This is a genomic window from Cupriavidus sp. BIC8F, assembly GCF_032465815.1.
GTDB classification, from domain to species: Bacteria; Pseudomonadota; Gammaproteobacteria; order Burkholderiales; family Burkholderiaceae; genus Cupriavidus; species Cupriavidus necator.
Genome location: NZ_CP136094.1, coordinates 2,203,449 through 2,225,685 on the forward strand (window position 1 = coordinate 2,203,449; position 22,237 = coordinate 2,225,685).

The 22,237-nt window shown below is 66.2% G+C and carries 18 protein-coding genes and 1 other RNA gene; 10 read left to right on the forward strand and 9 right to left on the reverse strand.

The features are described from left to right. Nucleotides 1-82: 82 nt before the first annotated feature. From RS901_RS10290 to RS901_RS10300, 3 genes are all read left to right on the forward strand, one after another. Nucleotides 83-994, forward strand: coding sequence for a glutamate/aspartate ABC transporter substrate-binding protein (locus RS901_RS10290; protein ID WP_316148671.1), 912 nt, complete (start codon nucleotides 83-85; stop codon nucleotides 992-994). A 202-nt stretch (nucleotides 995-1,196) separates the two neighbouring features. Then, entirely contained in the window at nucleotides 1,197-2,018 is an 822-nt protein-coding gene (locus RS901_RS10295; RefSeq protein ID WP_035822372.1) for a transporter substrate-binding domain-containing protein, read from the forward strand. 109 nt (nucleotides 2,019-2,127) lie between these two features. Then, nucleotides 2,128-2,787, forward strand: a complete 660-nt coding sequence (locus RS901_RS10300; protein ID WP_316148672.1) for an amino acid ABC transporter permease — start codon at nucleotides 2,128-2,130, stop codon at nucleotides 2,785-2,787. Between the two features lie 60 nt (nucleotides 2,788-2,847). Here RS901_RS10300 and cphA (RS901_RS10305) read toward each other — a convergent pair whose 3' ends face one another. After that, complete coding sequence (gene cphA / locus RS901_RS10305; RefSeq protein WP_316148673.1) at nucleotides 2,848-5,418, reverse strand: cyanophycin synthetase; 2,571 nt, start codon at nucleotides 5,416-5,418, stop codon at nucleotides 2,848-2,850. Nucleotides 5,419-5,464: 46 nt separating this feature from the next. Beyond that, a complete protein-coding gene (gene cphA / locus RS901_RS10310; protein WP_316148674.1) occupies nucleotides 5,465-8,098 on the reverse strand; it encodes a cyanophycin synthetase in 2,634 nt (877 codons plus the stop codon). A gap of 240 nt (nucleotides 8,099-8,338) precedes the next feature. On the opposite strand from cphA (RS901_RS10310), the gene RS901_RS10315 reads away from it, so the two are divergent. Beyond that, nucleotides 8,339-10,636, forward strand: coding sequence for an ABC transporter ATP-binding protein (locus tag RS901_RS10315; RefSeq protein WP_316148675.1), 2,298 nt, complete (start codon nucleotides 8,339-8,341; stop codon nucleotides 10,634-10,636). Beyond that, on the forward strand, nucleotides 10,626-11,120 hold the full coding sequence (locus tag RS901_RS10320; RefSeq protein ID WP_316148676.1) for a DUF1854 domain-containing protein: 495 nt from the start codon (nucleotides 10,626-10,628) through the stop codon (nucleotides 11,118-11,120). Before RS901_RS10315 ends, RS901_RS10320 begins: the two co-directional genes overlap by 11 nt. Before the next feature lie 57 nt (nucleotides 11,121-11,177). On the opposite strand, the gene RS901_RS10325 is transcribed toward RS901_RS10320, so the two are convergent. Together RS901_RS10325 and RS901_RS10330 are read right to left on the reverse strand one after the other, a co-directional pair. After that, entirely contained in the window at nucleotides 11,178-11,579 is a 402-nt protein-coding gene (locus tag RS901_RS10325; protein ID WP_316148677.1) for a hypothetical protein, read from the reverse strand. Between the two features lie 64 nt (nucleotides 11,580-11,643). Then, entirely contained in the window at nucleotides 11,644-12,660 is a 1,017-nt protein-coding gene (locus RS901_RS10330; RefSeq protein WP_316148678.1) for a fimbrial protein, read from the reverse strand. 413 nt (nucleotides 12,661-13,073) lie between these two features. Between RS901_RS10330 and RS901_RS10335 the strand changes: the two genes are divergently transcribed. From RS901_RS10335 to RS901_RS10355, 5 genes are all read left to right on the forward strand, one after another. Further along, nucleotides 13,074-14,141, forward strand: coding sequence for a PAS domain S-box protein (locus RS901_RS10335; RefSeq protein WP_316148679.1), 1,068 nt, complete (start codon nucleotides 13,074-13,076; stop codon nucleotides 14,139-14,141). Next, nucleotides 14,138-14,788, forward strand: a complete 651-nt coding sequence (locus RS901_RS10340) for a response regulator transcription factor (RefSeq protein WP_316148680.1) — start codon at nucleotides 14,138-14,140, stop codon at nucleotides 14,786-14,788. The genes RS901_RS10335 and RS901_RS10340 overlap by 4 nt, the downstream gene beginning before the upstream one ends. A 135-nt stretch (nucleotides 14,789-14,923) precedes the next feature. Beyond that, nucleotides 14,924-16,192 carry an amidohydrolase family protein gene (locus RS901_RS10345; protein WP_316148681.1) on the forward strand — a complete coding sequence of 423 codons (1,269 nt, stop codon included), beginning with the start codon at nucleotides 14,924-14,926 and terminating at the stop codon, nucleotides 16,190-16,192. A 37-nt stretch (nucleotides 16,193-16,229) separates the two neighbouring features. Continuing rightward, complete coding sequence (locus RS901_RS10350; protein WP_316148682.1) at nucleotides 16,230-16,766, forward strand: DUF1097 domain-containing protein; 537 nt, start codon at nucleotides 16,230-16,232, stop codon at nucleotides 16,764-16,766. A 115-nt stretch (nucleotides 16,767-16,881) separates the two neighbouring features. Further along, nucleotides 16,882-18,603, forward strand: coding sequence for a gamma-glutamyltransferase family protein (locus RS901_RS10355; protein ID WP_316148683.1), 1,722 nt, complete (start codon nucleotides 16,882-16,884; stop codon nucleotides 18,601-18,603). Between the two features lie 214 nt (nucleotides 18,604-18,817). Here the strand turns inward: RS901_RS10355 and RS901_RS10360 are convergent, their stop codons facing one another. From RS901_RS10360 to ompA, 5 genes are all read right to left on the reverse strand, one after another. Next, nucleotides 18,818-19,039, reverse strand: coding sequence for a DUF2188 domain-containing protein (locus RS901_RS10360; protein WP_316148684.1), 222 nt, complete (start codon nucleotides 19,037-19,039; stop codon nucleotides 18,818-18,820). A 298-nt stretch (nucleotides 19,040-19,337) separates the two neighbouring features. Then, nucleotides 19,338-19,696, reverse strand: a transfer-messenger RNA (tmRNA) gene (gene ssrA, locus RS901_RS10365). A gap of 82 nt (nucleotides 19,697-19,778) precedes the next feature. Beyond that, a complete protein-coding gene (gene gph, locus RS901_RS10370; RefSeq protein WP_316148686.1) occupies nucleotides 19,779-20,453 on the reverse strand; it encodes a phosphoglycolate phosphatase in 675 nt (224 codons plus the stop codon). Next, complete coding sequence (ubiG, locus tag RS901_RS10375) at nucleotides 20,450-21,208, reverse strand: bifunctional 2-polyprenyl-6-hydroxyphenol methylase/3-demethylubiquinol 3-O-methyltransferase UbiG (RefSeq protein WP_316148687.1); 759 nt, start codon at nucleotides 21,206-21,208, stop codon at nucleotides 20,450-20,452. The genes gph and ubiG overlap by 4 nt, the downstream gene beginning before the upstream one ends. 124 nt (nucleotides 21,209-21,332) lie before the next feature. Continuing rightward, nucleotides 21,333-21,986: an outer membrane protein OmpA gene (gene ompA, locus RS901_RS10380; RefSeq protein WP_012352078.1), complete on the reverse strand. Its 654-nt coding sequence runs from the start codon at nucleotides 21,984-21,986 to the stop codon at nucleotides 21,333-21,335. Nucleotides 21,987-22,237: the final 251 nt, after the last annotated feature.

Genomic DNA, 22,237 nt, shown 5'->3' on the forward strand with positions numbered 1-22,237 from the left:
TGCCGTACCCGTGCGTCCGCAATCCACGACGCCGTTCACGAAACATGCCTCAATGACCAAGCCCCACTACAAGGAGCGCCACATGAAATCACTGCACCCCCACCGATCCGCCACCCGCCACGCGCTTGCGGCCGCCACGCTGCTGCTGGCCGCCGGCGCCGCCCATGCCGCCGATGGCGACACGCTGAAGAAGATCAAGGACAGCGGCGTGATCTCGCTTGGCTATCGCGAATCGTCGATCCCGTTCTCATACACCGACGGCAAGGAGGTCATGGGCTATTCGCACGAGATCCTGCTGCAGATCGTCGACAAGGTGAAGAGCGAACTGAAGATGCCCAGCCTGCAGGTGCGCCTGACTCCGATCACCTCGCAGAACCGCATCCCGCTGGTGCAGAACGGCACCATCGACATCGAATGCGGCAGCACCACCAACAACCTGGAGCGGCAGAAGCAGGTGGCGTTCTCCAACAGCCTGTTCGTCTACGGCATCAAGATGCTGACCAAAAAGGATTCGGGCGTGAAGGAGTTCACCGACCTGAAGGAGCGCAACGTGGTCACCACCGCCGGCACCACCGGCGAGCGCCTGCTGGTCAAGATGAACGGCGAGAAGGCCATGAACATGAACCTGATCAGCACCAAGGACCACGGCCAGTCCTTCCTGATCCTGGAGACCGGCCGCGCCGCTGCCTTCGTCATGGATGAGCCGCTGCTGTATGGCGAGCGCACCAAGGCCAAGAGCGCGGGCGACTGGGTGGTGGTCGGCGCGCCGCTGCAGACCGAGAACTACGCCTGCATGTTCCGCAAGGACGATCCCTCGTTCAAGAAGCTGGCCGACGGCGTGATCGCAGACCTGCAGACCAGCGGCCGTGCCGAGAAGCTGTACAACAAGTGGTTCATGTCGCCGATCCCGCCGCGCGGCATCAACATGAACTACCCGCTGTCGGCCGACATGAAGGCGCTGTTCGCGGCGCCCAACGACAAGGCCTACCAGTAAGGGCAGGGCGCCACCGCCGGGTCGGCGTCAGGCCCGGCGGTTATTTAGCCATAATGAATCAATATTTAGCGTTCGATAGTGTTTGCGGTAGTGTTGAGCCCGATATAGGCTCATAGCAGCACAACTGGCCGGCGGCCCTCACAAGCGGCCTCCGGCGCTGTCTGCCCCCCCACACTGCTTATCCGCATCCACTGGAGAACATATGCGATCGATTCGTACTGGCTGGCTCAAATCCCTGCTGGCTGCCTCGCTGCTTGCCGGCGCCGGGCTGGCGTCCACCGCGGCGCAGGCCGCCGACCTGCTCGATACCGTCAAGCAGGCCGGCGTGCTCAAGATCGGCCTGGAGGGCACGTATCCGCCGTTCGGCTTCCGCGGCGCGAAGAACGAGCTGGAAGGGTTTGACGTGGACGTGGCGCGTGCGGTGGCGGGCAAACTGGGCGTGAAGCCGGAGTTCGTCACCACCGAATGGAGCGGCATCATTGCCGGCCTGCAGGCGGGCAAGTTCGACGTGATCGTCAACCAGGTCAACGTCACGCCTCAGCGCCAGCAAGTGCTGGACTTCTCCACGCCCTACGTCTACTCGGATGCGCAGCTGATCCAGCGCAAGGACGACAACCGCCAGTTCAAGTCGCTGGAAGACCTGAAGGGCCACAAGCTCGGCGTCAGCCTGGGCAGCAATTTCAACGACCTGGCCAAGTCGGTGCCGGGCATCGAGGTCAAGACCTATCCCGGCGCGCCTGAGTACCTGCGCGACCTGGCGGCACAGCGTGTCGACGCCGCGCTGAACGACCGGCTGATGGTCGCCTACCTGGTCAAGACCGCCAACCTGCCGCTGCGGCAGGGCGCAATCGTGGCGGGTGCCACCACGCAGGTGGCCATCCCGTTCCGCAAGGACAACCCCAAGTTCGCGCAGGCCATCAACCACGCGCTGGACGACCTGGGCAAGGACGGCACGCTTGGCAAGCTCTCGGTGAAGTGGTTCGGCACCGACGTGACCAGGCCCGCCGGTAAGCCAATCAAGTAAGCCAGTCAGGTAAGCCGGCCAGCAAGCCGGGCGGTATCATGTCGCGGCGCCGCGGCCTGCATGGCCGCCGCGCCGCTTTCTTTTTCATTCTTCTGCCGCCGCCACGCCCATGTCCGCTCTCCAGCTTGTCACCGATTCCCTGCCCGTGCTGCTGCAGGGCACGCTGCTGACCATCAAGTTCGCGTTATGGTCGATGGTGTTCGGGCTGATGCTGGGCACGGTGGTGGCGCTGATGGGCATCAGCCATAGCCGCGTGCTCAAGGCGGTGGCGCGCACCTACGTCAGCATCATGCGCGGCACGCCGCTGCTGGTGCAGATCTTTGTCGTCTACTACGGGCTGCCGGGCGTCGGCATCGCGCTGGAGCCCACGCCCGCGGGCGTGCTGACGCTGAGCCTGAACGTCGGCGCCTACCTGTCCGAGAGCATGCGCGGGGCCATCCTGGGCGTGTCGCGCGGGCAATGGCTGGCGGCGTACAGCCTGGGCCTGACGCCGGTGCAGGCACTGCGCTACGTGATCGGCCCGCAGGCGCTGCGGCTGGCGGTGCCGAGCCTGTCCAACAGCCTGATCAGCCTGATCAAGGACACCTCGCTGGTATCGGTCATCACCGTGACCGAGCTGCTGCGCACGGCGCAGGAGGTGATCGCGGCCACCTACCAGCCGTTGCCGCTGTACCTGGCAGTGGCGGCGATCTACTGGGTGCTGAGCACGGGGCTGTCGGGCGTGCAGCATATGCTGGAGCGGCGCTTGTCGCTGCCCGGGCGCCACTGATCGGTGCCACAAAGTAAAAGGCCAGCTCCGCGGAGCTGGCCTTTTTTATCGCCGGGCCGGTCAGCCCTGCGCGATGCGGCTGGCGATATGCCCCAGCGCCTCTTCCACCTGGTCCACCAGGACCAGGCACAGGTCGCCCGGCTGCAGGTGCGACAGCGCGGTATCGATGGCGAGGAACTCGCCACGGATCTCCTCGACCTGGCCGGCGCGTTGCGCGCCTTGCAGGCCCTCGCGCAGCAGCGCCAGCACCTCGCCGTCGGCGCGGCCGCGCTGGCACTGGTCCTGGTACAGGATGACTTCATCGAACACGCCGCCCAGGATCTGGGTCTGGCGGCGGATGTCGTCGTCGCGGCGGTCGCCCGCGCCGCTGATCACCACCACGCGCCGCTTGGCGGGGATGGTCTCGACAGCGTTGCACAGCGCCAGGATGGCATCCGGGTTGTGGCCGTAGTCGGCGATCAGCGTGGCGCCGCGGTAGTCGAACACGTTGAAGCGTCCCGGGGCGGTTTGCGCGTCGTTGACGAAGGTGGCCAGGCCGCGGCGGATGATCGACCAGTCGATGCCCAGCGCCCACGCGGCCGCGATCGACGACATCGCGTTATCGACCTGGAAGCCGATGGTGCCGTTGCGCGTCAGCGGGATCTCGGCCAGTGCGATGCGCACTACGGTATCGCCTTCGGATACGACGATGTCGGCGCCGTCCACGAACACCACGCGCTTGCCCTGCGCGCGGTGCGTGGCCATGGCCGGCTGGTTGGGATCGTGCGCGAAGAAGGTGACGCTGCCGGGGCAGGCGTCGGCCATGCGCACCACCATCGGGTCGGCCGCGTTCAGGACCGCCATGCCGTGCGGCGCGACGTTCTGCACGATCACGCTCTTGAGCACCGCCAGGTCTTCCACCGAGTTGATGAAGGACAGGCCCAGGTGGTCGCCCTCGCCCACGTTGGTCACCACCGCCACGTCGCAGCGGTCGAATGCCAGGCCTTCGCGCAGCAGGCCGCCGCGCGCGGTTTCAAACACGGCGGCGTCCACGTCCGGGTGCAGCAGCACGTTGCGCGCGCTGCGCGGGCCGCTGCAGTCGCCGGTGTCGATGCGCTCGCCGTGGACATATACGCCGTCGGTGCCGGTCATGCCCATGCGCAGGCCGCTGGTGGCCATGATGTGGGTGATCAGCCGGACCGTGGTGGTCTTGCCGTTGGTGCCGGACACGGCCACCACCGGGATGCGGCCATCGTCGCCATCGGAGAACATGGTCGAGACAATGGCTTCGCCGACCGCGCGGCCCTTGCCGTACGACGGCTGCAGGTGCATGCGCAGGCCCGGCGCGGCGTTGACTTCGACGATGCCGCCGGCCTGTTCCTCGAACGGCTTGAGCATGGTCTCGCACACGGCGTCGACGCCGGCGATGTCCAGGCCCACCATCTGCGCCGCCGCCACGGCGCGCGCGGCGATGTCCGGGTGGACGTCGTCGGTCACGTCGGTGGCGCTGCCGCCGGTGGACAGGTTGGCATTGTTGCGCAACACCACGCGCGTGCCGTTGGCCGGCACGGAATCGGCGGTCAGGTTCTGCTTGGCCAGCGTGGCCAGCGCGATATCGTCAAAGCGGATCTTGGTCAGCGAGGTCGCATGGCCTTCGCCGCGGCGCGGGTCGCGGTTCACTTCCTCGACCAGCTGGCGCACGGTATGCACGCCGTCGCCGATGACCTGCGGCGGGTCGCGGCGCGCCGCCGCCACCAGTTGCTTGCCGACCACCAGCAGGCGGAAGTCATGGCCCGGGATATAGCGTTCGACGATCACATCCGAGCTGATGTCCGAGGCGACCTCATAGGCCGTCATCACTTCCTTGCGGGTGCGGATGCGTACCGCCACGCCCTTGCCCTGGTTGCCGTCGCGCGGCTTGACCACCACCGGGGCGTCGATTTCCTGCGCGGCGGCCCAGGCCTCTTCGGCGCTGCGCACCGAGCGGCCCAGCGGCACCGGCACGCCGGCGGCGTGCAGCAGGGTCTTGGTCAGGTCCTTGTCCTGCGCGATCGATTCGGCCACGGCGCTGGTGCGGTCGGTCTCGGCGGCCTGGATGCGGCGCTGCTTGCTGCCCCAGCCGAACTGCACCATCGAGCCCTGCGTCAGGCGCCGGTAGGGGATGCCGCGCGCCATGGCGGCGTAGACGATGGAGCCGGTGCTCGGCCCCAGGCGCACGTCCTCGTCCAGCTCGCGCAGGCGGTGCAGCGCGTCGGCCAGGTCGAACGGGGTGTCGTTGCGTGCGGCGCGGCACAGGGCCTCGGCCAGCTCGAATGCAAGCCGGCCGACTTCTTCCTCGCTGTATTGCACGATCACCTGGTAGGTGCCGGGCTCGACCGTCTGCGCGGTGCGGCTGAAGGTGACCGGGCAGCCGGCGGCGGCCTGCAGGCGCAGCGCCGTCACTTCCAGCACGTGGGCCAGCGACAGCTCGCCCGATTCCTCGTCCGGGCGCAGCGGCCCGATCTCAGGAAAACGGGCGCGCAGCCGGTCTTCAAAACCGGGCAGCGCCGACAGCATGTTGGTGGCATCCTGGCAAGCCACGATCGCCTCGATGGCGGTGTGGCGGCACCACAGGTTCGGGCCCCGCAGGGCCCGGATACGTGAGACTTCCATAGAACGGTTTCCGTGTCTTCTATGCGCGGTTGAGCTTGGGGCCGCGTCAGGCGCGGCGCGCAGGCTGGCCCATCCAGTGGTGCACCAGGTCGACGGTGGCGCCGGTGGCGGCCTCGTCGCACTGCAGTACCAGCAGGTCGCCCGGCACCAGCTGGCTCAGGGCGGTTTCAATGGCGCTGGCACGCGTGCCCTCGTCGATGATCTTGGTCACGCGCCGGCCTTCGTACAGGCCCTGCTTGAGCAGCGCGCGCGCCTCGGCATCGGGCAGGGCGCGCTTGACGCTGCGGTCCTCGCACAGGAACACGCGGTCGAAATGCTGGCCCAGGACCTTGCCCTGGCGCACCAGGTCTTCGTCGCGGCGTTGCACGCCGGCGCCGTAGACCACCATGCGGCGCTCGGCCGGGAAGCGCTCCAGCGCGGTCGCCAGTGCTTCCAGCGCGGGCGCGTTGTGGGCGTCGTCGACCACCACGGTAGCGCCGTTGCGCTCGAACAGCGTGAAGCGGCCCGGCACGTCGACCTGGCCGACATCGAAGGTCACCACGCCGGCGCGGATCAGGTCGTTGGAAATGCCCAGCGCCCAGCCCGCGGCCACGGCCGCCAGCACGTTCTCGACCTGGAACGCGACGCGTCCGGCATAGGTCAGCGGCACCGCGGCCACGTCCACCAGCGCGGTTTCGCTGCTGCCGGTGGCCAGCACGATCTTGCCTTCGCGCAGGTACACCGCGCGCTTGCCGGCGGCGCGGTGCGACACGATCGCGGGCAGCTCCGGCGTCAGGCCGAAGAAGATCACGTCGCCGTCGCACAGCCCGGCCATCTCCACCAGGCGTTCGTCGCGCGCGTTGAGCACGGCCGCGCCGGTCTCCAGCACCACGTCGACCTGCGTGCGCAGCACGTTGTACATGCGGTCCTCGTCCTCGACGTAGTAGTCGCCGAGGTGGTCGGGCTGGTCGAAATTGGTGACCACGCCGACCTGGCAGCGGTCATAGACCAGGCCTTCGGAGAGGATGCTGCCGCTGTCGTTCTCGAACACGGCGGCCTCGACCGCGCGGTTCATCAGGATGCGATGGCCAGATTCCCAGTTGGCGCGGTCGCCGCTTTCCACCTGGCGGCGGTCCAGGAACAGCCCGTCGCTGCAGGCCAGGCCGGTATGCTTGCCCGACAGCTGCAGCAGGCGCGCCACCAGGCGCGCCACCACGGTCTTGCCGTTGGTGCCGGTCACGCCCACCACCGGGATGCGGCCCTGGTCGTCATCGGACTCAGGGAACAGGTGGTTGACGATGGCGCGGCCCACCGGGCGCGGCGTGCCTTCGGCCGGCTTGATATGCATCAGCAGGCCGGGGCCGGCGTTGACTTCGACGATGGCGCCGCGTTGCTCGGCCAGCGGGCGCGAGATGTCCTCGGCCACCAGGTCCACGCCGGCGATGTCCAGCCCGACCACGCGCGCGGCCAGCGCCGCATGCGCGGCGACGCTCGGGTGCACGCGGTCGGTGACGTCGAAGGCGACGTTGCCGTTGCGCTGGATCAGCACCGAGCGGCCTTCGGGCGGGACCGTGCTGGCGTCCATGCCCTGGCGCTTCAGTTCCAGGCGCGCGGCCGAGTCCAGCCGCACACGGTTCAGCGGATGGTCCTCGGTGGTGCCGCGGCGCGGATCGGAATTGATCTGCAGTTCGATCAGCTCGTCGATGGTCGACTTGCCGTCGCCGACCACGCTGGCGGTTTCGCCCATGGCGGCGGCCACCAGGCGGCCGCCCACCACCAGCAGGCGGTGCTCGTTGCCGGGGATGAAGCGCTCGACGATGACGCCGTTGCCTTCGTCGATGGCCACGCCGTAGGCGGTCTCGACTTCCTCGCGGGTCATCAGGTTGGTGAACACGCCGCGGCCGTGGTTGCCGTCATAGGGCTTGACCACCACCGGCACGCCGATGTCCTCGGCGGCATCCCAGGCGTCCGCCGGGGAATCGACCATGCGGCCCTCAGGGACCGGCACGCCGCAGGACTCCAGCAGGCTCTTGGTCAGGTCCTTGTCGCGCGAAATGCTTTCGCCGATGGCGCTGGTGCGGTCAGTCTCGGCGGTCCAGATGCGGCGCTGGCGCGCGCCGTAGCCCAGTTGCACCAGGTTGCCGTCCGACAGGCGGATTGCCGGGATGTCGCGGTCGTCCGCGGCATCGACGATGCAGGCGGTGCTGGGGCCCAGGCAATGCTCGTCCACCAGGCGGCGCAGGTTGTCCACGGCGGCGGGGACGTCGAAGGGACGGTCCTCGATCGCGGCCATGACCAGATCGCGGGCGGTGAACAGGGCGACGCGGGTGACTTCCTCGTGCCAGGCACGCACGATCACCTTGTAGACGCCGCGCACCGGGGTCTCGCGCGCCTTGCCGAAGCCGCCGGGCATGCCTGCCAGGTTCTGCAACTCAAGCGTCACGTGTTCCAGGATATGGCCGGGCCAGGTGCCTTCCTTCAGGCGCTGCAGGAAGCCGCCGCGCTCGCCGATACTGCAGCGATGCTCGATCAGCGATGGCAGCCAGGCCGACAGGCGCTCGTAGAACCCCGGAATCGTGTTGGAGGGAAAGTCCTCCAGTTCCCCGATATCGACCCATGCCTCCAGGACGGGCCGATATGTCCACATATTCGGGCCGCGCAGCGACATGACATCGAAAATCTCAATGTCCTTCTTTTTCATTGAATTAGCTTGAGGCAGTGGGCGGAACCGCCCGAGAAATGGAAGCCTAACCTTTCAGTAACGTTACAGCACAGAGCGGGTTGACTTTCTTCGTGTAAAAGTGATTGTGCAGTGCATCAGGAGTACCCGCGCGTTCGTCGTTATGTATACTGCGGGCGAATTCGCGGGCCGCCAGAGCGTGCCCGGCCTAAATTTGTTTCAAGTTATGTCCGTACCCCCTGGACGCACGCCGCGCCATCCATGACCCAGTCCTCCCTGCCTGTCCCTACCGCCCCTGCTGCCGACGAACCCTGGCGGGCTGAATCCGGATCGTGGCTCCGACCCGGCGAGACCGTCCTGACCGGACTGGCTCTGGACCTCGACGCGAAGCTGCATTTTACCCAAGGGTGGCTGGTTGTGACCGACCAGCGCATCGTTGCCCGGGCTCCCGGTGAAAAAAATGTGCGGGAATGGAACATCGGGCCCACCCTGCGCCTGTCGCACACCGACCACGCGGGCGTGGGCGCGCTGGAACTGAGCGGCCCGGAGGGCCGGCTGGCCAGCTGGCGATATACGCTTGGTTACAATCCGGCCGCGCTGCGGCTGGCCGACCAGTTCGAAGCGCAGCGCGATGCCGCCGGCGCGCGCCCGGCCGGCGAGGCGGGCGAGGTGCTGTGCCCGACCTGCAAGGCGCCGCTGCCGCCGGACGAGGAGCAGTGCCCCCAATGCAGCCGGGAGCTGGAAACCCCGCCGTCGACCTGGGCGCTGCTGCGCCTGTGGCGCTTTGCCCGGCCATACCAGTGGCAGCTGCTGGCGGGCTTCGTGCTGACGCTGCTGTCCACCGCGGCCACGCTGGTGCCGCCGTACCTGACCATGCCGCTGATGGACAAGGTGCTGATCCCGTTCCAGAACGGGGTGCCGATTGACTACGGCCTGGTGCGCCTGTACCTGGCGGGACTGCTGGGTGCGGCGCTGGTGGCCTGGTCGCTGGGGTGGGCGCGCACCTACCTGCTGGCGCGCGTATCGGAGCGCATTGGCGCCGATCTGCGTACAACGACTTACGAACACCTGCTAAAGCTGTCGCTGGAATACTTTGGCGGCAAGCGCACCGGCGACCTGATGGCGCGCATCGGCTCGGAAAGTGACCGCATCTGCGTCTTCCTGTCACTGCACCTGCTGGACTTTGCCACCGACGTGCTGATGATTGTCATGACGGCGGTGATCCTGGTGTCGATCAATCCGTGGCTGGCATTGGTCACACTGGTGCCGCTGCCCTTCATCGCCTGGATGATCCACCTGGTGCGCGACCGCCTGCGCCACGGCTTTGAGAAGATCGACCGGATCTGGTCCGAGATCACCAATGTGCTGGCCGATACCATCCCCGGCATCCGCGTGGTCAAGGCCTTTGCCCAGGAAAAGCGCGAGGTGTCGCGCTTTCGCGAGGCCAACAAGCACAACCTGGCGATCAACGACCGCGTCAACGCGGTATGGTCGCTGTTCACGCCGACGGTCACCCTGCTGACCGAGATCGGCCTGCTGATCGTGTGGGTGTTCGGCATCTGGCAGGTGTCGCAGAGTGCCATCACGGTGGGCGTGCTGGTGGCGTTCCTGACCTATATCAGCCGCTTCTATACCCGGCTGGATTCGATGAGCCGGATCGTCTCGGTGACGCAGAAGGCCGCGGCCGGCGCCAAGCGCATCTTCGACATCCTCGACCATGTGTCGAGCGTGCCGGAGCCGGTGCGCCCGGCGAAGCTGGACAAGGTCGAAGGCGCCATCGACATGAGCGACCTGGGCTTCCGCTACGGCAACCGCGCGGTGATCCGCGGGCTGAACCTCTCGATCGAGCCGGGCGAGATGATTGGCCTGGTGGGACACAGTGGCTCGGGCAAGAGCACGCTGGTCAACCTGATCTGCCGTTTCTACGATGTTTCCGAGGGCGCGATCCGCGTCGACGGCGTCGATATCCGCTCGCTGCCGGTGTCGGAGTACCGCCGCCATATCGGCCTGGTGCTGCAGGAGCCGTTCCTGTTCTTCGGCACGATTGCCGACAACATTGCCTACGGCAAGCCCGACGCCACGCGCGATGAGATCATCGCCGCCGCGCGCGCCGCGCATGCGCACGAGTTCATCCTGCGCCTGCCGCACGGCTATGACTCGCTGGTCGGTGAACGTGGCCAGGCGCTGTCGGGCGGCGAGCGCCAGCGCATCTCGATCGCGCGCGCGCTGCTGATCAACCCGCGCATCCTGATCATGGACGAGGCCACCTCGTCGGTCGACACCTCCACCGAGAAGGAAATCCAGAAGGCGCTCGACAACCTGGTGCAGGGCCGTACCACCATCGCCATCGCGCACCGCCTCTCGACACTGCGCAAGGCCGACCGGCTGGTGGTGATGGACCGTGGCCAGATCGTCGAAGTCGGCAGCCACGATGAGCTGCTGTTGCGCGAAGGCGCGTACTACAAGCTGTACCAGGCGCAGGCGCGCAATGTCGACACCGAGGACGGTGATGGCGAGGACGAAGCCGTTGAAACGCCGGAGGCCGCCAATGCCCAATGACATCTCCGCCACCACGCCGACGCCCATGTTTACGCTAGATCGCAATCGTTTTGGCCGCCTGGTCCTGATCGCCGGGGACGGCACCATCCACGAAGGCGTGGTGCCGGTGCGCGCCTTCCCGATTTCCGCGCCGCAGGGCGGCATCGGCCTGATGAGCACCGACGGGCATGAGGTGGTGTGGATTCCGCGGCTGGAGGATCTGCCGCAGGCAGAGCGCGACATGATCGAAGCGGAACTCGCCTCGCGCGAGTTCATGCCGGAGATCGAGCGTATCGTCGGCGTGTCGACCTACGCCACTCCTAGCGTGTGGACGGTGCAGACCGATCGCGGCCAGACCGAACTGGTGCTGCGCGGTGAAGAGGCGATCCGGCGCCTGGCCGGCAGCACGCTGCTGATTTCGGATACGCACGGCATCCACTACCTGATCCGCGACTTGATGGCGCTGGACAAGCACAGCCGCAAGATCCTCGACCGCTTCCTCTGAGGCGTCGCTGGCGACGCTGAAACCCGGGCCGGAGCTCTGCCGGCCCGGTTCCTGATCCTAGTGCAACATCTCGGACGCGTCGTCTTCGTCGTCCCAGTCATCGTGCATGACCGGCGCGTCAGGCGCCATGTCGAACACCATCGAGTGGTAGCGCACGCTGAACCACTCGCGGAACATCTGCAGCGACAGTTCTTCGGGCCACATCGAGTCGTCGAACCACTCGCCCAGCATGAATTCAAAGAACGCCTGCCAGCGCTTCTCGACCCAGCGCACGGCGTTGTCGTGCGTATCGGCCAGTTCTTCGGGCAGCAGGAACACGCTCTGGTCCTCGCGCACCTGCTCTAACGTGAGGCCGGCCACCGGCTGGGGATCGACCGCCTGGATCCAGTCCAGGAACGGCTGTTCCGGGACCAGGGCGACCATGGAACGGTTGATGGTGAAGCGGGGATGGTCAGACATGGCGAAAGCCTTCAAGGACTGCAGCCGGCTATTGTAGTCCTTCGGCGCGCCGCTTCCATGCGGGCTACTGATAATCCATGGTAAAGACCATCGCGCTCGACACCATCCCCGGAGAGGGCGTGCCGCCCAGGCCGACGTAGCGCGCGCCGAAGCGGTACGTGGCGGGGACGTTGGGCGCGATGCTGCCCATTGCGTTGCGCACCTGCAGCGGAACGGGCGCGGTGCCGCTCGCATTGACGATCTGCACGCCTGCGCCACTGGCCGTGCCGCCCGTCCCGCCACCGCTGATGCCGAGTATGCCGGTTGCGGCCGAGGCCACGGGTGTGCCTGCGGCGCCGTCGAGTGTCATGCCGACTATGGCCGCGCCGCTGCAGGTCAACTGGATGGCGAATGGTGTGTTGCCACCCGCGCGCCCGCTCGCGAGCGTGCTGGCGCTGATCGTCGGCAAGTTGACCACCGTTGGGTAGTTGAGATTGCAGGCAATTTCCCGGGGGGTCACATTGCCGGAGAAGCCGATGTAGTTGTTGGGAGAGCCGCCTAGCGCGCCGGCCACGCTGCCCTTGTAGACACCGAAGCCGAACTCGGTCTGGCTTGGATTGAGATTGCCTGAGGTGATCGGGCCGGTCTTGACAAATTCCACCGATACCGACACGGCATAGTTCAGGTTTGCGTCCAGGTTTCCCAGGTTCGCGCTGCGGGTATCGCACCAGACACCAGCGGCATTCGTCATGGGCTGGCCAGAGGCATTGCGCAGCCGGATGCCGATGCCGGCGACGCCGGTGGAATAGACGCCGGGCATGACTTCAGTGCCGCTGCCGTAGTAGCAGGAGATGATCGGAGCGCCGGCCACCACGTACGGCGGCACGTTGGCACAGGTGCCGCTGAATGAGTAGTAATGCACCGTTCCGGGAATGGTGCTGCCAACGGCAAGGTTGGCGGCGACTGCCATGTTGCTGAGTGCCTGCAGATATGGCATTGCCGGCGTGGAAGTGCAGGCCGCTTGAGCGAAATGCGGGACCGCAAGAAGAGCAAGTACCACCAGCCAGTGGCGCAGGGTGCTGATTAGTTGTTTTCCGTTCATAGCGGGGGTCGCCGTGATGGCATGCGCGGCGTGCACAAACGGCCAGGTTGTGGGCCGGCCCTCCGGCTTTCCGGCATGCCGGTTGAAGTTACGCTACTACGATAGGTGTGGCGTATTCCGGCAGCCATAAGGCTTGCCTTAATCCTGGGTCAAAGATTTCATTCCACCGGAACGGAAGAACTGCCCAACAACCCCATGATCCACACCGTGCCGCAAGGCTCTGTGATCCGGACTTCCCGCTTTCGTGCAGCCATTGAGGAAAACGACAAGCGCATTGCCGCCGATTGCTGGCTATAGTCTGCGAGGGGCTGCAGGCAGGCCATGCCGTCTGATGCGTGCAAGGCATGAATCGATTCTTGTCTGTCATGAATCGGGCGCCTGCCGACAAGGCACAGGCCCGACGAGGAGAAGTCATGGATACGTATGTCGACCTGCAGCGGGCCATCCTGAACAACATACCCGACCAGGCCTGGCTGAAGGACGCCGGCTCCCGCTACGTCCTGGTCAATGACGCCTTCATGGCCGCATGCGGGCGGTCCGAGGCCGAGATCGTGGGCAGCACGCCGGACCAGGTGTGGTCGGAGGAATGGGGGCAGGTCTACCTGGACACCGACAACGCCGTGGTGGCCAGCGGCATCCGCCGGCGCTATGAGGAATGCCGTCACGGCCAGGACGGCAGCCTGCGCTGGTTCGATACGATCAAGATGCCGATTCGAGGCCAGGACGGCGCGGTCGTCGGCACGGTCGGCATCTCGCGCGACATTACCGACCGCAAGCGCTCCGAGCAGGAACTGCTGGACTCGCGCGCGCAGCTGCGTGAGTTGTCCGCCTACCTGCAGTCCGTGCGCGAGGCCGAGCGCACCCGGATCTCACGCGAGCTGCACGATGAGCTTGGCCAGTCCCTGACGGCATTGCGCCTGGGTCTGAGCTTTATCGAAGCGCAGCAGGGCCCCGATGCCGACGACGCGTGCCGCAAGCATTTGCAGATGCTCAAGCAGATCGCGGATTCGACGGTGGACGCGGTGCAGCGCATCGCGGCAGACCTGCGCCCGCCGCTGCTGGATGAGCTGGGGCTGACCGCGGCGATCGAGTGGCTGGCCGAGTCTTTTTCCGAGCGTGGCGGCATCGCCTGCGAGCTGGCGCTGCAGCCCGTCGGCGAGCTCGGCGCCGAGCTCAGCACCGCGGTCTTTCGCATCGCGCAGGAAGCGCTGACCAATGCCTGCCGTCATGGCCGCGCCGATCGCGTGCGGGTGGAACTGAGCGAGGCCGGCGGAACCTTGCGGCTGGTGGTTGCCGACAACGGCCGCGGCATCGATGCGTCCAGGGCCGGGCATCGCCGCAGTCTGGGTTTGCTGGGGATGCGCGAGCGTGCGCTGATGCTGGGCGGCAAGCTGACGGTAACCAGCGAGAAGGGCGGCGGCACCCGGGTCGAGGCGCAGATCCCCAATGCCGGCGCTGCCGGCAACGAAGGGGCAAGATGATCCGCCTGATGCTTGCAGACGACCACACCATCATCCGCGACGGGCTCAAGAAGATCTTCTCCACCGTGCCCGACATGCAGGTGGTGGCCGAAGCCGCCGACGGCAGCGAAGTGTTGGCGCTGCTGCGCGCGCAGGCGCCGGACGTGCTGCTGCTGGACATGTCGATGCCGGGGCGCAGCGGCATTCTGCTGATCCAGCAGATACGGGCCAGCCATCCGGCGCTGCCGATCCTGGTGCTGAGCATGTACCGCGAGTCGCAGTATGCGGTGCAGGCTATCCGCGCGGGCGCGGCGGGCTACCTGACCAAGAATGTCGAGTCCGACCAGCTGCTTGGTGCCATCCGCAAGGTGGCGCGCGGCGGTACCGCGGTCTCGCCGGCGATTGCCGACAAGCTCGTCAGCCAGGCGCGGCAGCCGGATGCCATGTTGCCGCATGCACGCCTGACGGCGCGTGAACTGCAGGTGTTCCAGATGCTGGCCGAGGGGCAGGGCATCAACGAGATCGCCGCGGCGCTGTCGCTCAGCGCCAAGACGGTGAGCACCCACAAGGCCAATATCCTCGGCAAGATGGATATCGCTTCGACTGCCGGGCTGGTGCACTACGCCATTCGCCACGGCCTGCTCGCCGAAGCCGGGGACGCCGCCTAGTCTGCTGCGGTGCGTCTAGGAAAATCCTTAGGTCGAATTCAGCCAATCCTGATGCAGTGATGCCGCCCCGGCACCTACGCTTCAGGTAGCGAAGCCCTGACTTCGCCGGCATAACAAGACCTGAGGAGACAAGCCATGCAGCTGGATCTGCTGATCCGGGACGCCTGCGTTCGCGACGACGCGCCCCTGACCGATATCGCCATCCGCGACGGCCGCATCGCCGCCATCGAGCCCGGCATCGACGTGCCGGCGCATGAAGTGATCGAGGCCGGCGGCCGCGCGGTCATCCCGGGGCTAGTGGAAGCCCATCTGCACCTGGACAAGGCGCTGCTGCACGGCCGCCTGCCGGCGCGCTTCGGCACGCTGGACGAAGCCATCCGCGTCACCGGCATCCTGAAAAGCAAGCAGCAGCGCCAGGATGTGCTGGACCGTTCGCGCCAGGTGCTGGACATGGCGGTCAGGAACGGCACGGTGGCGATCCGCGCCCATCCCGATGTCGACCTGATCCAGGGGCTGATCGGGGTGGAGACGCTGCTTGAACTGAAATCGGAGTACCACGACCTGCTCGACCTGCAGATCGTGGCCTTCCCGCAGGAGGGCATCCTGAAATCGCAGGGCACCCGCGAGCTGATGACTGAGGCCATGGACATGGGCGCCGATGTGGTCGGCGGCTGCCCCTACAACGAGCTGAGCTGGGCCGACACCATGAGCCATATCGACATGGTCTTCGAACTGGCGCAACGCTATGACGCGCCGGTCGACATGCATGCCGATTTTGCCGACGACACCGGCGACCAGCGCTTTGCCGCAGTGTCATATATCGCGCAGAAGACCATCGAAGCCGGCTACCAGGGGCGCGTGTCGCTGGGCCATGTCACGAGCCTGGGCGCGCTTGACGCGGCGCAGTTGCAGCCGCTGATCGAGCAGATCCGCGAGGCCGGCATCAGCATCGTCACGCTGCCCGCGACCGATCTCTATCTCGGCGGCCGCAAGGACGTCCAGAACCAGCGCCGTGGACTGGCGCCGGTGAAGGCCCTGCACAGCGGCGGGGTCAACGTGGCGTATTCCTCGAACAATATCCGCAATGCCTTCACGCCGTTTGGCAAGGCCGACATGCTGCAGATCGGCAACATGCTGGCGCACGTGGCCCAGTTCGGCGTGCCCGAACACCAGCTCGCGGTGCTCGACATGGGCACGCACAACGCCGCGCGCGCGATCGGCCTGCACGACACCTATGGCCTCAAGGTAGGGCGCCAGGCGGACCTGGTCGTGCTCGATACCTTCCAGGTGGCCGATGCGCTGATCGACATCCCGCCGCGGCTCTGGGTGGTGAAGCGCGGCAAGATCACCGTGGTCACGCAGCATCGCTGCGAGATCCATCGGCACCGGTGCTGCCCGCACTGACAGCAATGCCCGTTCCCCGTCCATCAAGGAGTTGATCATGAGAAAGCTGCCTGCCGAAGTCGTGGCCTCACTGCTTGCCATCACCACTGTTCCCATCGCCGCGCATGCCTCGCACCTGCCGCCATGGGCCATCTTCATCAGCTGGGCCGCGACCTTTGCCATGGGCGGTCCCACGCCGGAGAACCTGAAGAAGATCTGGCCGACGCTGCCGGTGGGCTCGCTCTTTGCCTTTGTCATCGTGCTTTGCTTCCGCCAGGCAGCCGAGCAGTTCTCCGGCCCTGCGCTGATCGTGGCGGAGATGGTGATCCTGTTCACGCTCAACGCTTCGATGATGTACCTCGCGCGCGTGTTCGTCATGCTGCGCTTCATCCCCGGCATGTTCTTTGGCTTTGCCTCGTATTTTGCAACGCTGTTCGGCGGCTTCGGCCCGGTGCCGGGCGATCCCGTTGCCGCGCTCGGCGCGGTGATCGCCATGAATGCGCTCGGACCGGCCTATGCCTGGATCAAGCATCACTACGCCGCGCCGGAATCCGTTGCCAAACGCCCATGGCAGGGCTGGAAGACCGAGGCCTGAGCCGACGCGTCCTGCCGGGTTTGCGTGCCAGGCGCAGCGTGACCCGGCGCCATCATCGAATCGTTATCGCGGCTGCCAGCGTCGGCCGGCCGCCGCGTATCCGGGGGAAGTGGGTATGGAATTTCTGAGTGAAGTGGATCCTTGCTGCACCGGCACGTCGCGCCGGGCATTCCTGGCCGGGTCGGCCGCGCTGGCGGGCAGCACGGTATTGCCTGCCGTCGGGCAGGAACTGGCGCAGGAGCCGGCGCAGTCCGGGCGCGCGGGGCTGGCGAATTCGTCCACGGGCATGGTCACGAGCCCGCATGGACTGGCCAGCCAGGCGGGGCTGGAGGTATTGAAGGCCGGGGGCAACGCCATCGAGGCGGCGATTGCCATCGGCGCGGTGCTGAGCGTGACATACCCCCACTTTACCGGCCTGGGAGGCGACGCCTTCCTGGTGGTCAGCGACCGCGGCGGCAATGTGCGCACGTTCTCCGGCATCGGCCAGGCTGCGTCCGAGACCTCGGGCTATGCCGGCACCATTCCGCTGCGGGGCCCGGCAGCGGCCCTCACTGCCGCCGCCACCGTTGCGATCTGGGACCGCGCCTTCGCCTTCAGCCGGGACCAGTGGGGCGGCACGCAGTCGTGGTCGGCGTTGCTGGCGCGGGCCACCGAGTACGCCGCCAACGGATTCCCCGTCACGCCGTCACAGTGCTTCTGGCAGGAGTTCCGCTCGGCGGACCTGTCAGGCTGGGATGGCTTCGGACAGGTCTTCATGCCAGACGGCCGCATACCCAGGCCCGGTGAAATATTCCGCCAGCCCGAACTGGCCCGCACCCTGGACCGGGTGGCGACCCAGGGCGGGCGCGAATTCTATGAAGGCGACCTCGCAGGTCGCCTTGCCGCCGGGCTGGCCAGGGCCGGCTCGCCGTTGCGCGAACAGGACCTGGCGCGATGCCAGGCGCGCGAAGAAGTGCCGCTGCGCGTCGCCTACCGCGACGGCGAACTGCTCGGCCTGCGTCCGCCCACGCAAGGCGTGACCACGCTGGAGATCATGGGCATCCTCGATCGGTTCGATCTGTCCGGCATCCCGGAAGGCAGCCCGGACTATTACCACCTGCTGGTCGAGGCGGTGAAGCTGGCGTTCCTGGACCGCAACCGCTACGTCGCCGATCCCGATTTCGTCGACGTGCCGCTGGACCGGCTGTTGTCCAGGTCTAATCTCGACGCCCACGCGCGCCGCATCCGCATGGACCGCGCCATGGCGTGGCCGCATGTGTTCAAGCCCGGCGACACGGTCTACATCGGCGCCGCCGACCGCGAGGGCCGCTGCGTGAGCATGCTGCAGACCGTCTATTTCGACTGGGGCAGCGGCCTGGTCGTCGGCGACACGGGGGTGCTCTGGCATAACCGCGGCGCATCGTTCAGCCTCGATCCCGCCAGCCCCAACGTGCTGCGCGGCGGCAAGCGGCCATTCCATACCCTCAACCCCGGCATCTACCTGAAGCAGGGCCGGCCGCACCTGCTGTACGGCACGCAAGGCGCCGACGGCCAGCCGCAGACACTGGCCGCGGTGCTGACACGGATGATCGACTACGGCATGGATCCGCTGACGGCACTGCGCCGCCCGCGCTTCCTGCTGGGCAAGACCTTCTCGGACAGCCGCGACAGCCTCAAGCTGGAACAGGATGCCGGCCTGCCGGTGTTCAGCGAGCTTGCCGCGCGCGGCCATCAACTGAGCCCGATCCCTGCGCAAAGCCAGCTGGCCGGGCATCCGGGCGCGATCCGGATCGATGCCGGCGGGCAGCTTAGCGGCGCGCACGACCCGCGCAGCGATGGCCGGGCGCTGGGGGTATAGCGCGCGGCGCCCAGAGCCAGCGGCGCTTCCCGGTGACGCTGCGCTGGACCGGAGCGTCATCCAAGAAAAAGCCCTCGGCCAGGGAGGACGAGGGCCACAAGTGGTAGCGGGCGAGTCGCAGTACGCCCGCATGCCATGATGGTGCCGCCACGCGATCCGGGCATCCCCAATTCTGGGGATGTCGTTTTCCACTGCGCGCTGCTAGCACCAGCCATCAATGGAGCAAAGGGGCGTGCAATTCCCTGAAATCGAACGCGTCCGATTTGTCATTGATGCCGTGAATCGTCAGGACGGCATCGTGGGTCATCGCCAGCTGCAGGCCTGCGGCAATCGCGGCATCGCGGGACGGGTAGACCGGTCCCGGGTTATCGGGGTCGTATTCGAGGGCCCACTGCGCGTCTCGCGTTAGGATGATCTCGATGGACTTGATTGGCATCGCCAACTCCGTTTCTTGTGGACGATGTGCGGTCGCGCGGGCGTGGAGAAAGGGCCTGGCAACGGGCAGCCGGTGCCAGGCCAGTCCGCCTGTGGAGCACTGTGATGCTGACGCCGTGCGTGGCCTGGCCTGCAGCAATTCCAGCGTAGGCCAGGGCTGGGGACATGACTGCAAACAACTGCAAAGGCGGCGTCCTGGAAAACAGATAGCGGTGGATCCGGCTGCCAAAGAAAAACCCGCGAAGCCTTGGGGCTTTCGCGGGTTTCTAGGCCTGCAGGTACTGTATCGGACTGAATACTGGTGGAGCCGGCGGGAATCGAACCCGCGTCCGTAAGCCCTCCACAGAGAGTTCTACATACTTAGTTCTGTCATTTGATTTAACCGGCGCATCGCGGACGAACACGCTCTACGACGGCGAGTCACTAAGTTTTCGTCCCCGGCTTCGTGACCCTTCCGGAGCTTATCTGACGTAAATGACCTCGCGTGGTCTTGCGACCCTAGCCCGTCAGCGAGCCAGTGCGAGGACGGCCGCAATTAAGCGGCCAGTGCGTAACGTTCGTCGTTAGCAGTTATTGCATTCCCATTGATTAACGAGGTGACGGGTCCTCGGTATGCCCTCCACTGCTTTGTAACCCACGTCGAAACCAGGTCGGCCCCAGTGAGGAAGCTGGATTGTACCCGGTTGGACGCAAGCTGTCCCGGGGAGTTCCTGGCACGTCAGGATACCCCTGCCACACAATCAGGCGACCGCGGCGGGCACCAGCAGCGGGATCAGCTCGGCCGGGTGGCGGATCAGGTGGTCGGCGCCCCAGGTCTCGGGCGGTTCGCCGTCGCCGCAATAGCCGTAGGCGGCGGTGACGGTGATCATGCCGGCGGCCTTGCCGGCCTGGATGTCGCGCAGGTCATCGCCCACGTAGACGCACTGGCGCGGGTCGACGCCGGCGCTTGCCGCGGCGTGCAGCAGCGGGGCGGGGTGCGGTTTGGCGTGGGGCGTGGTGTCGCCGCTGACCACGGCGCTGGCGCGCGGGGCCAGGCCGATCGCGGCGACCAGCGGCACGGTGAAGCGTGCGATCTTGTTGGTGACGATGCCCCACGGGATGCCCGCAGCCTCGAGCGCGGCCAGCACTTGCGGCATGCCGTCGAACAGGCGCGTGCGGACCGCGATGTCGGCCTCGTAGTAGTCGAGGAAGACGTCGCGCAGGGCCGGGAACTCAGCATCCTCGGGGCGCAGGCCGAAGGCTGCACCCAGCAGTCCGCGTGCGCCGTGCGAGGCGACGGGACGCAGTTTTTCATAGGCTACCGGCGCCTGGCCGCGTTCGACGACCAGCCGGTTGGCGGCAGCCGCCAAGTCCGGCGCGGTGTCTGCCAGCGTGCCGTCCAGGTCGAAGAAGACCCCTGCGATGCCGCCCGTCATGCTGCCACCCGGCGGAACGCCATCATGTAGTTCACATCGGTGTCGCGGCCCAGCGCATATACCTGCGACAGCGGGTTGTAGGTCATGCCGCGCATTTCCACCAGGTCCAGCCTGGCCTGGCGGGCAAAACGCGCCAGCTCGGAGGGCGTGATGAACTTGTCGTAGTCGTGCGTGCCGCGCGGCAGCATGTTGAGCACATATTCCGCGCCGACGATGGCCAGCAGGTAGGCCTTCAGGTTGCGGTTGATGGTCGAGAAGAACACATAGCCGCCTGGCTTCACCAGCGTGGCACAGGCTTGCACGATCGACGCCGGATCGGGCACGTGTTCCAGCATCTCCATGCAAGTCACCACATCCACGCTGGCCGGTTCACGCGCGGCCAGCGCTTCTGCGGCGATCTCCTCATAGGTCACGGCAACGCCGGACTCCAGGCTGTGCAGGTCCGCCACCTTCAGTGCCTTGGTCGAGAGATCGATACCGCGCACCGTGGCGCCCAGGCGCGCCATGCTTTCGGACAGGATGCCGCCGCCGCAACCCACGTCGACCACGCGCTTGCCAGCCAGGTCGGCGATGCCGTCGATCCAGCCCAGGCGCAGCGGGTTCAGCTCATGCAGCGGCTTGAACTCGCTTTCCGGGTCCCACCAGCGGTGGGCCAGTTCGCTGAACTTGTCGATTTCCTTCGGATCGGCATTGCGGCGCGGCAGGTCCTGATTGGCGGCGTCGGATGCGGAAAGGGTTTGCGATTGCAACGTCATCGTATGCGGGGCCGGCGGAGCTAGCCGCACCGGCGGTGTGAAGGGAAGAGAGGGACAGTCCGGGCAACTGTACCAAAAAAAAAGCCCAGCTTGCGCTGGGCTTTTTTCATCGGAAGGAATCCGATTAACGTGCGCTGCGGGTGCCGACCACTTCGACTTCCACGCGGCGGTTCGGCTGCTGGCAGGCGATCTGGGACTTGCGGTTGCCCTTGCACGACTTCGGGTCGACCTTCAGCTGGCGCTTGCCCTTGCCTTCGGTGTAGACACGGTTGGCTTCAACGCCCTTGCTCACCAGGTAGGCCTTGACCGATTCAGCACGGCGGATCGACAGGCGATCGTTGTACTTGTCCGAACCGAACGAGTCGGTGTGGCCAACGGCGATGATGACTTCCAGGGTGATGCCTTGCAGCTTCGAGACCAGGTCGTCCAGCTTGGCCTTGCCTTCCGGCTTCAGGACAGCCTTGTCGAAGTCGAACAGGGTGTCAGCAGCGAAAGTGACCTTCTCGCTCGAGACGACCGGCGGGGCCACCGGAGCCGGTGCCGGTGCCGCTACGGCCGGGGCCAGGGCGCCGTCGCACAGCGCGTTGGCCGTGGCCGGGGTCCAGGAGCTGTCGCGCCAGCAGAGCTCGTTCGTGCCATTCTTCCACACGTACTCGCTCGTACCGTTGCCCCAGTTGTCGTTCACTGCCTTCTTTTCATAAGGGACGGACTGAGCTTGAGCGGATGCAGCCATTACTGCGGTAGCTGCAACGAGCGCGAGCTTGGCAAATTTTTTCATATTTCTCCTCTCAGGATGAGATCACCGCAGGGTTACTGCGAGCAAATGGACGAAAACAAGTCATACATTCTTCGGAGTATAACATTCTCGATGTGGTGGATGCTCCACTTCGAACAATGTCTGGCTCTTCGCTGGGGAATTGTGCCACAAGGGTCGTTTCCTAAGAAGTAAATATATTCGATTCGCCGCATGGGTTTTGGGCCTGTGGTGTTTGTGCAACATGGGTCTTGTGTCGCCCGCAAAGCCTTGTG